Source organism: Adhaeribacter soli (genome assembly GCF_008727925.1).
In the GTDB taxonomy this organism is placed as follows: Bacteria; Bacteroidota; Bacteroidia; order Cytophagales; family Hymenobacteraceae; genus Adhaeribacter_A; species Adhaeribacter_A soli.
The window spans coordinates 682759-698437 of sequence record NZ_VTWT01000002.1 but is presented as its reverse complement, the minus strand read 5'-3'; the positions used below and the strand labels follow the sequence as shown (position 1 = coordinate 698437).

Genomic DNA, 15679 nt, shown 5'->3' with positions numbered 1-15679 from the left:
TTAATTTAAATTTTACTTTACATATTAATGATGCCTACGCAAAGCACAGAACTGGACGAACTGGAAGTAAAACCAGCCATAGTTGATGCAGAAGAGGAAAGCAGCGGTTCAGATTTTGACCTGGTTACCCTTGTTCAGGTAACCCGCAAAAGCTTGGTATGGGTGCTCTTGTTGATAATGCTTGGCCTTTTTGGGGCATACATGGTTATCCGGTATACTCCGAAGCTGTATGATTCTACCTCGCTTATAAAAATAGATGAGAAAAAAGAGGCAGGCTTACTTGGGCTAAAATTGGGTGAGTCAGATAAGCAGCGGGTAGGTACAAACCAATTATCCGGCGAAATCGAGCTGTTGAAATCCAATTTGATCTATGAGAAGGTGCGTCAAAGCATGAACCTGGAGGTCAGTTACTTTGTACGCGGTAATGTGCTGGATCAGGAAGTTTATACCGATTCGCCTTTTAATTTAATTTTTAAGGTTAATAATCCCGAGCTTTACGATAAACCTGTTGAAGTTGAGTTCCTGAACAAAGACCGCTTTCGTTTGACCTATACCCTTGGGAATAAAACGAATACGGGGGAATATGGATTTGGGGAGATAATTAGCAATAATGATCTGGATCTGAAGGTATTAAAAACAAATACCTTTTCAAATCAGGTAATAAACCAGCATTATTATTTTACAATCAACAGCCCGGCTGCCGTTCTGAATTATATTGGAAGTAATCTGAGCGCCCAGGTAGTTAATTTCGACGCGCAGACAATTAAAATTTCTTTTACGGATCATAACCCTAAAAAGGCCCAGGATATTGTCAATCGGGTAGATTCCGTTTACTTAGAACATAAGCGCGAAACGAAAAACCAGTCGAACGAACAGACAATTTCCTTCCTGCGCGAACAATTAGATGCCACCAAGGTTAGCCTGCAGGAAGCTGAAGCTAACTTAGAGGCTTTTGCCAAGAAGAATAAATCGTACGATATAAAAAGCGACGTAAGTGCTTCGCGCCTGAAGATTGAAGAATTGATGAAAGAGCGGCAGGCATTGCGGTTAAAAATCGCTTTGTTAGACGACGTAAGTGCCTTGCTGGCAAAGAATACGCATGTTGATCAGATCATCCCTACTTTAGGGTCTCTGCAGGACCAGCAACTAAGCGAGAAAATAAAGGAGCTTGGTACGCTGCAAACCCGCCGGGAAGTAGTTTTAGCCTCTAACCAGCCGGGTACATTTGCGGTAACTTCTATTGAAACCCAGATTAATAAGCTGAAAAAGGACATCCGGGAATTGCTTCAGCGCAGCCGCGACCTTATTCAGAACCAGGTTGTTGCAATCAATGCAAATTCCAGTACCGTTGAGGCTGAACTTCTGAAGTTGCCGCAAAAGGAAACCGAGGCAATACGCCTCCGTCGTTTCTTTGAATTATACGAAAAATTTTACCTGCTCCTCATGGAGAAGCAAGTGGAATTTGGGATAGCCAAGGCCGGGACCACACCGGATTTTCAAATCCTTTCCCATGCTGATCTGCCAAAATACCCAATCTCACCTAATGTAATGATGGTTTACGCCATCGGGCTTGCCTCTGGTTTATTTCTGGGTTTAGGCCTGATTGCCGGGCGGTACTTCCTGCATAATGCGGTTACCAATATCCGGGAGATCGAAAGGGTAGCCAAAGCGCCGGTTCTGGGCGTAATACCACGCTACGAGAAAGAAAAGCTGGATGTGTCGAAGCTGATCGTAGATAAAAATCCGAAGTCTGCTATAAGTGAAGCGATTCGTTCCATCCGGACAAACCTGGAATTTATCAGTTCTTCCAAGAATAAACGCCTTATTTCCATTACTTCAACCATAAGCGGAGAAGGTAAAACGTTCGTAGCAGTTAACCTGGGCGGTATTATTGCCCTTTCCGACCAGAAAGTAATTATTCTGGATCTGGACATGCGGAAGCCGAAAGTTAACCTGGCTTTTGGCGGCGAGAATACGAAAGGGGTAAGCACTATTCTGATCGAAAAGCATAGTGTAATGGAATGTATTCAGGAATCTTCTATTTCGAACCTGCAGTATATCCCGGCCGGGCCTACGCCTCCAAACCCTTCGGAACTGATTCTGAACCCGAATTTCGAAAAGATGCTGCAGGAGCTACACGAGATCTACGATGTAATTATTGTGGATACGCCGCCGGTAGGTTTGGTAACCGATGGTATGCTGGTAATGCGCAAAGCCGATATTCCTATTTATATTGTCCGGGCCGATTATTCCAAAAAGATGTTCCTGAAGAATATCAATAAGCTCATGCGAACCAATGGAATAACAAAGTTGACCGCTATTCTAAACGATGCCCGCAGCTCTGGGCTTTATGGTTATGGCTACGGCTACGGTTATGGCTACGGCTACGGTTACGGTTATGGCTACGGTTACGGACAAGGATATTACGAGGAAGTAGAAAAACCGTCGCTGTTGCAACGCATTAAGGGCCGTTTTACCACCTCGTAAATGGTATCGTTTTTCCGGAAAATATTTGGGAGCAACAGCGAAGAGGCTGTTCCGGCTAATCTGGCGGCATTGAAAGCTGATATGCATTCGCATGTATTGCCGGGGCTGGACGATGGAGCCGAAACGCTGGAAAAGTCGCTGGGTTTGGTGGAAGCGCTGATCGGATTGGGATACACCAAACTGATCATGACGCCGCACATCATGGGCGACTTCTACAAAAATACGCCGGAGGGCATCCGCGAAAAACTAACTTTATTAAAGCAGGCCGTTCAGGAGAAAGGCTGGAATATACAATTAGATTGTGCGGCCGAATATTACCTGGATGAGTGGTTTGTGCGCCGATTGGAAGAAAATGAACCCTTGCTCACGTTTGGCGGCGAGAAAAAATACCTGCTTTTCGAAACTTCTTATATTAACGAGCCAAGTTTCCTGAAGGCAGTAGTTTTTGAAATGCTTTCGGCCGGCTACAAACCGGTGCTGGCGCATCCGGAACGCTATACCTACCTGTATTCGAAGTTCGATGAACTGAAAACCCTGCACGAAGCCGGCGTACTGATGCAGGTGAACCTGAATTCGCTGGGCGGTTATTATTCGGATGGGGCAAAGCGGGTGGCCGAAAAGCTGATCGATGCTAAAATGGTGCACCTGGTAGGAACCGATACCCACAGCATGAAACATATTCAGTTTATGCAAAAGGCCATTGCTTCTAAATACTTCGGTAAGCTCATGCAATTGCCCTTAATCAATCCTCAACTCTAAGTTACCTGCATGATCGTAGTAACCGGTGCTACCGGCCTGATAGGCAGTTTCCTAACGGAAGCATTAACCCGGCAAGGTCATAAGGTTCGGGCCATAAGCCGCCGTAGTTTTTCTGCTCAAAACAATAGCCTTTTAACCTGGCTGCAGGGCGACCTGCTCGATCCGCTTTTTCTGGAGGAAGCGCTGGAAGGAGCTACCCTCGTTTTTCATTGTGCCGGTTTGGTTTCTTATGCTCCCCAGGACAAAGAACTGCTGCATAAAATAAATGTAGAAGGCACAGCTAATATCGTAAATGCCTGCCTGGCCCGGCCCGCAGTTAAACTCATTTATGTCAGTTCCATTGCCGCGGTAGAAAACGAGAAAAACAAACCGGTTGCCGACGAAGAAGCCAAATGGGACCTGAATGCCTACCATACCGACTATGCCGAATCGAAATACAATGCGGAGCTGGAAGTGTGGCGGGGAATTTCCGAAGGTCTGAATGCGGTAATCGTAAATCCTTCTATCGTGCTGGGGCCGGGCAACTGGGCTGAAAGCAGCACGAAATTATTCCGCTACGTTTTCGAAGAAAAGCCTTTTTACACCGAAGGCAGCGCCAATTTTGTAGATGTGCGCGATGTGGTAGAAGTAATGCTGCAACTGGCTTTTTCCGATATAAAAGGTGAGCGGTTTATTCTGAATGGCGGCGCCATGCCTTACCGGGAATTCTTCGAAAAAACAGCTGCTTGTTTCGGTAAAAAGGCCCCCGCAATTAAGGTTGGCGCTACGGCGGCCGGGCTGCTCTGGCGGCTGGAACATGTCCGGAGCCTGGTTACGGGCAAACGGCCTTTAATTACCCGCGACACCGCCCGGATTGCCGGCCGCGGTAACATTTATAGCAGCGGGAAAGTAAAAAAAGTGTTAACTTTCGGGTTTCGGCCGCTGCCGGAAACAATAAGCTGGTGCTGTGCCGGATTAAAACAAAAATACCAGGCAGCCCAACGCTAAACTTTTTCCAGCGGCCGCATGTATTGGAAGGAAGGGCTTGCCGTTTTGGCAGGCACAACGAACGAGGAAGATGAACGAAAATTTTGAGGATAAAGACGAAGGGCTGGAAATCATCAGACGATTTGAGGACATGCTGGCAAACAACGACAGCGTCTTTTTCGATCTGGCCGATTTTGAACTGATTATTGACCATTATACCACCAATTTTAATTTTTCCAAGGCTATTCAGGCCTGCAACACCGCTATAAACCAATATCCGTTTTCTACCGAGCTGCTTATCGATAAATCGCAGATCCTGGCTATGTCCGGGGAATTTGCCGAAGCGCTGGATATTATAAACGGCCTGGAACAATCTGAACCCGAAAATGCCGACGTACTGCTTACCCACGGCATTATTTACACCCAGAAAGGCGATTTCGGCGATGCGATCGATTACCTGAAACGCGCTGCTGCCCTGGCCGATAACCGGGATGATATTTTATTTAATATCGGTTTAACTTACCAGAGCTGGGGTAAATTCAATTCGGCCATCAAGTACTATAAAAAGTGCCTGGAGGTGAATTCGGAAAACGAAATTGCCCTGCAGGAATTATTGTACTGCCTGGAAGTAACCGGTACCTTAGAAGAACATATTCCTTTCTTTCAGGAAGCGGTAGACAAAGATCCGTACTCGCACCTGGCCTGGTTTAACCTGGGCATGCTGCATTTCAAACTGGCTAATTTCGAAAAATCGGCAGAGGCGTTTGAGTATGCTACCATCATTAAGCCCAATTTTGCGGTTGCTTATACCAACCTGGCCAATGCCTATGTTTGCCTCGGGGAATTCGGGAAAGCCGTAGATGCCTTTCAGCAATCGCTGGAGCACGAAGAACCGTCGGCAGACGTTTACTGCAACATTGGCGAATGCTACGAGAAAATGGGGCAGTGGGACTTGTCGCGGCGCTACTATCAGAAAGCCATCGACCTGGATCCGGAGATGGATGAAGCCTGGTTCGGCATTGGTGTTATTCTGAATGCGCAGGAAAAATGGTTCGAGGCCGTCCACTTTTTCCGCAAGGCGGCTACCGTTTACCCGGAGAACCCGGATTACTGGATGGCGGTTGGAGCGGCAGAATACAGCGTAGGCAACATAGTTTCGTGCCTGGAAGCGTACGAAAAAGCCAGCCATCTGGCGCCTGCCAACAAAGATGTCTGGTTGAACTGGTCTATTATTCTGCACGAACAGGGTAATTTCGAAGAAGCCATTGATACCATTAAAGCGGCGATGGAAATTAACCCGGACGATGCCGAGCTGCATTACCGGCTTTGCGCTTACCTGCTTTCGGCAGGAAAATACCGCGAAGCATATAATTATCTGGAAAATGCGTTAATTTTGGACTTTGATAAGCACCGCCTGCTTTTCGAGTACTTTCCCGAACTGGAGTCGCAGAAAGCACTAACCCGAATTATTGACCAGTACCGCAAATAAGCAATTAATGAATTACATTCTGAATAATTTACCGGAACGCGAACAGAAACCGCGGGAAGCCGGATACACCATGGCCATGGATAAGGGCCTGAGTGTGCGTGAAGTGGAAGATTTTCTGGAAGTAGCCGGTAATTACGTAGATATCGTGAAATTAGGCTGGGCCACTTCTTACGTGGTACCTAACCTGGAAAAGAAACTGGATGTGTACCGGGCTGCCGGCATTCCGGTTTATTTCGGCGGTACGCTGTTTGAAGCCTTCATTATCCGCAACCAGTTAGAGGATTACCGCCGCATTCTGGATAAATATAAAATGGGGTATGCGGAAGTTTCTGATGGTTCTATCGAGCTCGATCATGGCCTGAAATGCGAGTATATCCAAACGCTTTCCGAGCAGGTGACTGTTTTGTCTGAAGTTGGTTCGAAAGACGATACCAAGATCATTCCGCCATACAAATGGATCAAGCTGATGCAGGACGAACTGGCAGCTGGTTCCTGGAAAGTGATCGGCGAGGCCCGGGAAGCCGGGAACGTAGGTTTGTTCCGCAGCACCGGCGAGGTACGCAGCGGCCTGGTAGAAGAGATCCTGACCAAAATTCCTTTCGAAAAAATTATCTGGGAAGCCCCGCAGAAGTCGCAGCAGGTATTCTTTATTAAACTGCTGGGCGCCAACGTAAACCTGGGCAACATTGCGCCTAGTGAAGTTGTTCCTTTAGAAACGATCCGTTTAGGCCTTCGCGGCGATACATTCAGCCATTTCCTGGACATGGAAGCCCTGAAAAAAGAAGCAGATCTTACCCAAAAATTAACTTAAAACGCATTAACCGTCTGGCATGGAAATTATAAAGTACCTGATCGATTTCATCCTTCACCTGGATGTTCATTTAACAGAAATTATCAATAACTACGGGGTTTGGGCCTATGCCATCCTGTTCCTGATCATTTTTGTGGAAACCGGTCTGGTCGTTATGCCTTTTCTGCCAGGCGATTCCCTGCTTTTTGCGGCCGGCGCATTTGCTGCTCCCCAGATAATTAATGGCCAGCACGTAGACGGACCCTTTAATATTTATTACCTGATCGGCCTTTTATTTATTGCCGCCTTCCTGGGCGATACGCTCAATTATGCCATCGGCAACTGGTTCGGCCCGAAGGTTTTCCAGAAAGACTACCGTTTCTTAAAGCGGGAATACCTGTTGAAAACCGAAGAATTCTATCATAAACACGGGGGCAAGACCATTATTTTCGCCCGCTTTATTCCCATCATCCGCACGTTTGCCCCTTTTATTGCCGGAGTAGGCACCATGAAATACGGCCGTTTTATTACTTACAACATTGTGGGCGGCTTTATCTGGGTGGCAGGCTTCGTAGTGGCCGGTTACCTGTTTGGCAATATTCCGGCGGTTAAAAAGAACTTTACGCTGGTTATTTTCGCCATCATCATCTTGTCGGTGCTGCCTCCAATCCTGGAAGTAGTAAAGCATAAGATGAAACAACGGCGGGTTAACGCTTAAAACCCTAGGTTTTGGAGCAAAAAAGTACCTGTTCCTGAAGAAATAAGTTGATGCGCAGATACGGGCTGATCGGTTATCCATTAGGGCATTCCTTTTCGGAGAAATACTTTAATGCGAAATTCAAGGCCGAAGGAATAACGGATGCCTCGTACCAGCTTTTCGAGCTTCCTGCAATTTCCCAGTTTCCGGAATTAATCGCTTCCCAGCCCGACCTGAAAGGCCTGAACGTAACCATTCCGCACAAAGAAAGCGTTATTCCGTACCTGAATGCCCTGGATCCGGTTGCGGCCAGAATTGGCGCCGTTAACGTGCTCAAGTTCACGCCCGAGGGTATAATCGGCTACAATTCCGATTACCAGGGGTTTATGCAGGCCCTGCAGCAATTCTTTCCTGTTTCTTCTTCTGCCCAAGCCCTGCTTCTCGGAACCGGCGGCGCTTCCAAGGCTGTTCAGGCAGCACTCGATCATCTCCAAATTCCGTTTCGGGTGGTATCCAGAAATCCGGCGCCTAACGTTTTAACCTACGGGCAACTGAACGAGGAAATAATAGCGGCCAGTACCCTTATCGTAAATACCACGCCTCTAGGTACCTATCCTGATACCGAAGCCGCTCCGCCTATTCCGTACCACTTCCTTTCCAGCCGGCAATACCTGTTCGATCTGGTTTATAATCCGGCCGAAACGCAATTCATGAAAAAAGGAAAAGCTGCCGGCGCAAGCGTAACCAACGGTTATGCCATGCTTTGCCTGCAGGCGGAAGCAGCCTGGCAGATCTGGAACGCCTGAATTAGCTTCCTTGCCTGGTTTCTCCGTAAAAGGTAAAAAGCCTTTACATGAAACTCATCCGGAAGCTTCGCGAAAAAGCCCGCGCCCTGAATGCAGAGATCTTTGCCTTATACCTGGCCTACCGGCATCCGCAGGTTTCGTGGGTGGCAAAGCTCATTATTGCTATTACCATCGGCTACGCCTTGAGCCCGATCGATCTGATCCCGGATTTTATTCCCGTTTTCGGTTTCCTGGACGATCTTTTAATTGTTCCCGCCGGCATTGCCCTTTCCATAAGGTTAATCCCGCCCGCCGTTCTGGCTGAATGCCGGGCCAAAGCTGCTGCTCAGTTCCAGGCCGGAAAACCGCATTTCCGGTATGCCTGGCTCATCGTGCTGTTTACCTGGCTGCTGGCCCTTGCCCTTGTTTACATGATGGTTTCTAAGTTCTTCCGGGATCCGGTTACGTAAAATACTCTTCTTTTTAGGAACCTACGGTATATACACATCTTTAAGAACCAATAGCACCTCGGTCTGTGCCCTCACAGACCGAAGCAGAGGCCTTAAAAATTAGCAATGGTTTTGCTGTTTAAACTATAAAAGAAGTTCGAAATTCCGCAATTTCCGGGCAAAGCCTTTATTAAACATTAATGAGCAGGTAGCTTTTTAACCTTTAACGGCAGTGCTTCGGTCTGTGAGGGCACAGACCGAGGTGAAAAAAAGTTTACATAAATGCACTTGTCATCATGAACGTTAGTGAAGGAACTCATTGGCTCACAGCAGAAAAGGTATAAACAACGCTTGGCTATTTGCCGACTAGTTATTTCGCTACCGCTCCGCGAGGCCGCTGTTTATGAAATAGCTTCTGGACCAATCCGGGAGAAAAAGTAAAGTAAGCGAGCGGGAATTACCCTTCCGGAATTCGTATAAATGGTACCGGTTTCAGGTAAAAAACTGCCTGTAAGTAAACTAAGCTGCTGCCGGAAATGTTCTCAATTGTCTATCTTTACCAAGCTATAAAACAACCTGAATGGATTTTAAATTAACCTCCGAATTTCAACCGACCGGCGATCAGCCCAAAGCGATTGCCCAGCTTACGGAAGGAGTTCTGAACGGCGAGCCGGTCCAAACGCTGCTTGGCGCCACCGGTACCGGTAAAACCTTTACGGTAGCCAACGTGATAAAGAATACCGGTAAGCCTACGCTGGTGCTTTGCCACAATAAAACCCTGGCCGCCCAGCTTTACGGCGAATTCAAGCAATTCTTTCCGGAAAACGCGGTAGAATACTTTATCTCTTACTACGATTACTACCAGCCGGAAGCTTACATTGCCTCTTCAGATGTTTTTATTGAAAAGGACCTTGCTATTAACGAAGAGATCGAAAAGCTCCGCCTGCATTGTACTTCGGCCTTGCTTTCCGGCCGCCGCGATATTATTGTAGTGGCTTCGGTATCGTGTATTTACGGTATCGGGAACCCGGAAGAATTCGGCAAGAACGTGATCTATATTTCAGCCGGACAACGCGCCAGCCGCAACAACCTGCTTTATTCCTTCGTGCAGATCCTGTATAGCCGCACCGAAGCCGAATTTACCCGCGGTACGTTCCGGGTGAAAGGCGATACCGTAGATATTTATCCGGCTTATGCCGATTTTGCCTATCGTATTTATTTCTTTGGCGATGAGATCGAAGCAATTCAACGCATTGATCCGGCCAGCGGCAAGAAGCTCGGCGATGAAAGCAGCATTGCCCTTTACCCGGCCAACCTCTTCGTAACCGGGAAAGATACCCTGCAACAGGCCATTCATGAAATTCAGTTCGATATGGTGGCCCAGCACGAATATTTCGAGAAGGAAGGCCGCGATGTGGAAGCCAAACGCATAAAAGAACGCACCGAATTCGACCTGGAAATGATCCGGGAACTCGGTTATTGCTCCGGTATCGAGAACTATTCCCGCTATTTCGATCGCCGGCAACCCGGCGCCCGTCCTTTCTGTTTATTAGATTATTTCCCCGACGATTACCTGATGGTAATTGATGAAAGCCACGTAACCGTGCCGCAGGTGCGCGCTATGTGGGGCGGTGACCGCGCCCGGAAAACCCAGCTCGTAGAGTACGGTTTCCGTTTGCCTTCGGCCATGGATAACCGTCCGCTTACTTTCAACGAATTCGAGAGCATGCAGCGGCAAACCATTTATGTAAGCGCCACACCATCGGATTATGAATTGCAACGCAGCGCCGGGGTAGTGGTAGAGCAGATCATTCGCCCAACCGGTTTATTGGATCCGGAAATCGAAGTCCGGCCAAGCACGAACCAGATAGACGACCTGCTGGATGAAATTGATGAGCGCATAAAAATGGGTGACCGGATCCTGGTTACTACGCTTACCAAACGGATGGCCGAAGAACTTTCCAAGTACCTCGAAAAGCTGCACATTAAAGTAAAATACATTCACTCCGAAATTAAATCCTTGGAGCGGGTGGAAATTTTGCGGGAGCTACGCCTGGGCACGATTGATGTGCTGATCGGGGTAAACCTGCTCCGCGAAGGTCTCGATCTACCGGAAGTATCGCTGGTAGGAATTCTGGATGCCGATAAAGAAGGTTTCCTCCGCGACCAGCGTTCGCTGATCCAGACGGTAGGCCGTGCCGCGCGTAACGAACGCGGGAAAGTAATTATGTACGCCGACCGCATGACGGGCTCTATGCAGCGCACGATTGACGAAACCAACCGGCGCCGGATGGTGCAGATGGCTTACAATGCCGAACACGGCATTACGCCAACTACGGTTTACAAATCGAAGGAAGAAATATTTGAGCAAACGGCCGTGGCCGATGCCAAAAAGCCGGAAGTGAAAATGTATGCCGGCCCGGAAGAAGTTTCGCTGGCGGCCGAGCCGGTTATCCAGATCATGAAGCGCGATGAACTGGAGAAACTGATCCGCAAAACCGAAAAGCAAATGGAAGCCGCCGCAAAAGAACTGGACTTCCTGCAGGCTGCCAAATACCGCGACGAACTGGCTGAACTTCGCAAAATTCTGAAATCGAAACGGGACTAAATCTAATTGCTGATTGCTGCTTGTTAATTGATTGCTGGATAGCTTTATTGTTTGGTTGCACAAAGCCTCGGTATACACCTGTGCATATTGCTTTGCAGTAGCTCTATTTCAGGACTTTTTCCGGTGGAAACCATACCTTTTTCAGCTGCAATCATAAAAAAAACTCCCCGCTACTTTGCAGCAGCGGGGAGTTTTTAGTTTTATTCAACCTGGTTAAACCAGATTATAATTACTGAACTACAATGCGTTTAACAGCGATCTCTGATTCGTTGTAAACTTTCAGCAGGTAAACGCCGGAAGCAGCATTCTGTAAATCTACAGAAGTGGCTTTATCAGCAGCTACGCCACTGTAAACCAGTTTGCCTTGTAAATCACGTACTTCAATGTTCAGGTTAGAACCTTTGAATTCTTTAGCCGAAACACTGAAAAGGCCTTTGCTTGGGTTTGGATAAACAGCAACCGCGCTTGAATTGAATTCATCTCTTACACCTGAAACAGTGCTGATCTCTGCTTCGATCATGTAACGACGGCCAGGGTTACCGGCAGTAGGGATAGATTCAGTTGGCTTGGAAGTGCTGCCAACAGCCCAGGTGTAGTAAGCCTTACGACGTGATGGAAGTTCATCCTGGTAGCCCATTGGGAATACGGTATTGCCAGTATAAGTGCCCATTGCCATACCCACGTAGAATGCGGTATTGGTCAGTGTGGAAGTAGTAGTGTAAGTAATTGGGAAGTTGTAATAAGCATCTAAATCGCCACCGGTTAAGGCTACAACAGAAGATCTTCCCAGCTCTCTACCGGTAGAATCGAGAACTACGGCAAAAACAGGCAGGTTTATGGTTGCTGCGTTCGGGTCGTTATAGATATAAGCCCGCACGTTGGTAACCGTAACTGGAGTTGTGCTGGTGGTTGTATAACGAGTTAAGAAAGCCCGGTTAGACGACGTAGCCAGGAAGCCTACGCCGCTGGTAGGAGTTGTGCCAACCGCATAGCTTAATGTGCTCTGAGTAACAGAGAACGAGGTAGCTTTGGCGTTATTAGCTGGTACATCATCGGCTGGAAGGCTTACGTTAGCCATTTTAGTGCCGGTTGATGCAGCTACATAAGACGGGAACGTTACAGTTACAGTTGCGCCCGGAGCAATGCTTGGTACAATTACCGGGGTTGGGTTAAAGGCAGTACCGCCGTTAACGCTCAGCGTAACCGGTACGTTGGTTTGCGTGGCAGTACCAAAGTTCTTAATTACCGCCTGAATCTGGTTGTTGTTAGTTGGAGCAACAAGCGGCTGTTTGCCTAAGGTATATACCGCCTCAACAGCCAGATCGTTTGCCGGAGCACTGTATTTTACGAAACGGAAAGTACGGCCTGCATCTGGCAGTACATTTTTGGTGGCAACAAATGTAGGGATGTAGCCTGTTCCGTTAAAAGTGGTTGTGGTTTCAAACCGGGCTTGTGACCACGGAAGGGGAGCGAAAGTAGTAGCAGGCAGGTTGCTCAAACCTAATCTGTCGTTAGGACCTCCGGAAGAGCCTTTCAGAGCAACTGAAAAAATCTGAGCATCTTCTGTGTTGGCAGACCCTGTCCATGGACCATAAACAAACTCAATGTTGTTGGTGCCTTCGTAGAGTTTTACCTGGAAGTTAATGATGGTGAACTGGGCAGGAGTAGTAACCGTTCCGGAAACCGTAGGCTTATCAGCCAGGTTCTCAAACTGAATGGTAGTTACCCGGTTAGGGGCGGTACCTGTGGTCTCCACTCTGAATTCGGTAGGGTTAGCAGTTTGGTCTGCCGCACCTTGCAAATCTACCCCAGCTAACGGAGCAATAATGTTAATGTCTGGAAAGACAGCAGCGTTGAAAATATTTGACTGAGCAGTTGCAGTAGTGAAAGGAGTATTGCCTAATTTAATTAAGCCGTTGGTATTTAAACTGAACTCCGTAAAGTTGGTACCATTGAAGTTAAAAGTGAAACCGATCGGTTGCGCTGCAGAGTTTGCATCGTCGTTATTAGCTACGGTAATGGCAGTACCAGCAGTACCTAAATCCGTATAAGTTCCAGCGGCATTAACCCCGTTGGCAGCTTTGTAATCTAGGTTAGATTGAGCAAATGCCGATCCTGCGTTAAGGGCAGCAAGTGCAGCTGCAATGGCGAGGCTGCCTTTAAGTTTAGTAAATGTTCTTTTCATTTTAAGATTGGGTTTATTGAATTAGGGTGGTAAGTTAATGGAAATTTAAACGAAAAGCCATAAAGTATGCCTTAAAAAATAGGAATTCCCTGATTTCGCCCACTTCCGTACAGCATGGACACGCCTTTTCAGCAATTTGTTGCCTGTTGCAGAAAATATTTTTTTCAGGTTGGTTTTTAGCTCCGTTTCCTTTTTTAATGGTCCGCTTTAAGAGCCCGGCTTAACATTTTACACCAGTAGCAAACCTTTCTCCCGTAACGTCTGCCACCAAATGCTGTTTAAAACATCCGGAAAAGTAAGGTTGGCTTCTGCCGGAAAACCAGCTTCCAGATCCTTTACCCGGACCACTTCGGCAGGCTGATGCACCAATTGCTCCAAGATTTTATAAAACCAGTTCCCGATGCCAAGGGGCAGTTCCAGTTCAAAGTCTTCGGCTTTTTCGTAAAAGGTCAGTTTACAGGTTTCAACCGCTTTGCCCTTTTTTTGTTTAGAAACTACCGTTTTTTCCGGCAAATTACCAAACCAAAGTAGCCGTAAGTGTTTTTTTTCAATATCCGCTTTTCCGGGCTCGGCAATAGCATTATAAATCAGGTTCTTCGAAACGGTAGTGCGCGGCACTTTAAAATCGAACCAGAACTGCAGGTTTTCTTCCAGACCAATGCCGTGCATATAATTATAAATAGCCTTGGCCAGGCCTTTTCCGAAAGCTTCATGGTCGGTGCCCTGCGGATCGTCGTGCCAGAGGTCGTTGTTAGCAAAGTTACCGGCTGGCGGACCAATCTTTTTTACCCCGAACTTTTCCGGATGCCTTCCAATCGGGCTGTGCGCGGTCATTGAAAAACGGTGCCAGAAACCCGATTGAATAACATTATTCGCGAAAAGCTGCCGCACTACTTCTAACGAATCAAGGGTTTCCTGGGCAGTTTGGGTAGGGAAACCGTACATCAAATAAGCATGCACCATAATGCCGGCCTGAGTGAACCCTTCGGTTACGCGGGCTACCTGGGCAATGCTTACGCCTTTTTCCATTTTCGATAAAAGCCGGTCCGAGGCTACTTCCAAACCACCCGAAACCGCAATGCAACCCGAAAGCGCGAGCAAGCGGCACAGATCCGGCGTAAAGGTTTTTTCGAAACGGATGTTGCCCCACCAGCTTATTTTCACGCCGCGGTTTATGAGTTCAATGGCCAGATCGCGTAAGGCCAGGGGAGGAGCGGCTTCGTCTACAAAATGAAAGCCGGTCTGCCCGGTTTGGGCAATGATCTGTTCAATTCTATCTACCAGCAACGTGGCGGGAGCGGTTTCGTAGCGGGCAATGTAATCTAAGGTAATGTCGCAGAACGAGCAGCGTTTCCAGTAGCAGCCGTGCGCCACGGTCAGTTTGTTCCAGCGGCCGTCGCTCCAGAGGCGGTGCATCGGGTTCATCACTTCAATAAACGAAATGTATTTATCGAGCTTCAGATCCGAATAATCGGGCGTACCGACTTCGGTGTGAGAAATGTCTTTCTCTGTGCAATTATTCTTATAGGAAACGCTACCGTTCTGCAGCAAAAAAGTACGTTGCAGGTTCTCTGCTTCGCGATCGCCGCTCAGGTATTCCAGAATGCGGAGCCACGGGCTTTCGCCGTCGTCGAGAGTTATGAAATCGAGATACTTGAAAATTTTCGGTTCGTTCAGGCTGCGGAGTTCGGTATTCGGGTAACCGCCGCCCATCAGCGTTTTTATTTCCGGCCGAACGCTTTTTATGTGTTTCGCCAAAAGCAAAGCGCCGAATAAATTTCCCGGGAACGGTACGGTAAAGCCAACCACGTCCGGCTTTACTTCCGCCAGCAATTCATCCATACTTTCCAGCAGCATTTCGTCCGGAATGGTAAGCGGCGCATTTAATGCTTTTTCAATGGGATCGAAGGAAGTAGCACTCAACCCTAATTTCTCGGCGTAGCGGCTAAACCCAAAGTGCGGACAAACGGCTTCCACAATAAAATCGGCAATGTCTTCCAGATACAGCGTAGCCAAATGGCGGGCCTTGTCGGTAATTCCCAACTCTCCGAAACCGGCTTCCAGGTCACCGATCTGGTCGAAACGCGATGCTTCGGGCAGAAAACGGCTGTAGCAGATTTGCTGAGCGAGGGTAGAATCCTGGTTTTGCAGAAATTTAATGACCGGCTCCACGGTTTCGAAATAGCTTTTCCGGAGGCGGTAAATGCGTTGAGAATTGTCGCAAAGTTTCTGAATATCAGTAACGCTGCCAAACATCCGTTCCAGTCCTTTCCGGCTAAACATTTTCAACACCATATCCAGCCCCAGATCTGCCTGATGCACGTTGAATCCACGGCTTTTCAGGAAACCTTTTAAATAAGCGGTAGCCGGATAAGGTGTATTGAGTTGGGTAAGCGGTGGCGTAATAAGCAGGATAACCGGAGATTTCAAAACCTGGAATTCAATTGTTTAGCCTGCAAATTTA

11 protein-coding genes are annotated in these 15679 nt (G+C 47.7%); 9 read left to right on the top strand and 2 right to left on the bottom strand.

Translation table 11 applies throughout. The annotated features are described in order from the left end of the window. The first annotated feature begins 27 nt into the window (after positions 1–27). The 9 genes from F0P94_RS06190 to uvrB all read left to right on the top strand — a co-directional run bounded on the left by F0P94_RS06190 (position 28) and on the right by uvrB (position 11030). A complete protein-coding gene (locus tag F0P94_RS06190; protein WP_150902940.1) occupies positions 28–2487 on the top strand; it encodes a GumC family protein in 2460 nt (819 codons plus the stop codon). After that, positions 2488–3246: a tyrosine-protein phosphatase gene (locus F0P94_RS06185; protein ID WP_150902939.1), complete on the top strand. Its 759-nt coding sequence runs from the start codon at positions 2488–2490 to the stop codon at positions 3244–3246. 9 nt (positions 3247–3255) lie between these two features. Beyond that, positions 3256–4233: an NAD-dependent epimerase/dehydratase family protein gene (locus F0P94_RS06180; RefSeq protein ID WP_150902938.1), complete on the top strand. Its 978-nt coding sequence runs from the start codon at positions 3256–3258 to the stop codon at positions 4231–4233. A 70-nt stretch (positions 4234–4303) separates the two neighbouring features. After that, complete coding sequence (locus F0P94_RS06175; RefSeq protein WP_150902937.1) at positions 4304–5701, top strand: tetratricopeptide repeat protein; 1398 nt, start codon at positions 4304–4306, stop codon at positions 5699–5701. Positions 5702–5708: 7 nt separating this feature from the next. Beyond that, the gene (locus F0P94_RS06170; RefSeq protein WP_150902936.1) at positions 5709–6512 is read left to right on the top strand and encodes a phosphosulfolactate synthase; all 804 of its coding nucleotides are present in this window, start codon (positions 5709–5711) and stop codon (positions 6510–6512) included. Positions 6513–6531: 19 nt separating this feature from the next. Then, on the top strand, positions 6532–7209 hold the full coding sequence (locus tag F0P94_RS06165) for a DedA family protein (protein ID WP_150902935.1): 678 nt from the start codon (positions 6532–6534) through the stop codon (positions 7207–7209). Between the two features lie 50 nt (positions 7210–7259). Further along, positions 7260–7994, top strand: coding sequence for a shikimate dehydrogenase family protein (locus tag F0P94_RS06160; RefSeq protein ID WP_150902934.1), 735 nt, complete (start codon positions 7260–7262; stop codon positions 7992–7994). A gap of 47 nt (positions 7995–8041) precedes the next feature. After that, the gene (locus F0P94_RS06155) at positions 8042–8443 is read left to right on the top strand and encodes a YkvA family protein (protein ID WP_150902933.1); all 402 of its coding nucleotides are present in this window, start codon (positions 8042–8044) and stop codon (positions 8441–8443) included. A 559-nt stretch (positions 8444–9002) separates the two neighbouring features. Continuing rightward, entirely contained in the window at positions 9003–11030 is a 2028-nt protein-coding gene (uvrB, locus tag F0P94_RS06150) for an excinuclease ABC subunit UvrB (protein WP_150902932.1), read from the top strand. Between the two features lie 229 nt (positions 11031–11259). Here uvrB and F0P94_RS06145 read toward each other — a convergent pair whose 3' ends face one another. Beyond that, the gene (locus F0P94_RS06145; RefSeq protein ID WP_150902931.1) at positions 11260–13215 is read right to left on the bottom strand and encodes a T9SS type A sorting domain-containing protein; all 1956 of its coding nucleotides are present in this window, start codon (positions 13213–13215) and stop codon (positions 11260–11262) included. Between the two features lie 228 nt (positions 13216–13443). Then, positions 13444–15645, bottom strand: a complete 2202-nt coding sequence (locus tag F0P94_RS06140) for a B12-binding domain-containing radical SAM protein (RefSeq protein WP_150902930.1) — start codon at positions 15643–15645, stop codon at positions 13444–13446. Between the last annotated feature and the right edge of the window lie 34 nt (positions 15646–15679).

Excerpts from the sequence above, each read along its gene's own strand:
- F0P94_RS06190 (WP_150902940.1), top strand. The coding sequence starts at position 28 with ATGATGCCTACGCAAAGCACAGAACTGGACGAACTGGAAGTAAAACCA.
- F0P94_RS06185 (WP_150902939.1), top strand. The coding sequence starts at position 2,488 with ATGGTATCGTTTTTCCGGAAAATATTTGGGAGCAACAGCGAAGAGGCT.
- F0P94_RS06180 (WP_150902938.1), top strand. The coding sequence starts at position 3,256 with ATGATCGTAGTAACCGGTGCTACCGGCCTGATAGGCAGTTTCCTAACG.
- F0P94_RS06175 (WP_150902937.1), top strand. The coding sequence starts at position 4,304 with ATGAACGAAAATTTTGAGGATAAAGACGAAGGGCTGGAAATCATCAGA.
- F0P94_RS06170 (WP_150902936.1), top strand. The coding sequence starts at position 5,709 with ATGAATTACATTCTGAATAATTTACCGGAACGCGAACAGAAACCGCGG.
- F0P94_RS06165 (WP_150902935.1), top strand. The coding sequence starts at position 6,532 with ATGGAAATTATAAAGTACCTGATCGATTTCATCCTTCACCTGGATGTT.
- F0P94_RS06160 (WP_150902934.1), top strand. The coding sequence starts at position 7,260 with ATGCGCAGATACGGGCTGATCGGTTATCCATTAGGGCATTCCTTTTCG.
- F0P94_RS06155 (WP_150902933.1), top strand. The coding sequence starts at position 8,042 with ATGAAACTCATCCGGAAGCTTCGCGAAAAAGCCCGCGCCCTGAATGCA.
- uvrB (WP_150902932.1), top strand. The coding sequence starts at position 9,003 with ATGGATTTTAAATTAACCTCCGAATTTCAACCGACCGGCGATCAGCCC.
- F0P94_RS06145 (WP_150902931.1), bottom strand. The coding sequence starts at position 13,215 with ATGAAAAGAACATTTACTAAACTTAAAGGCAGCCTCGCCATTGCAGCT.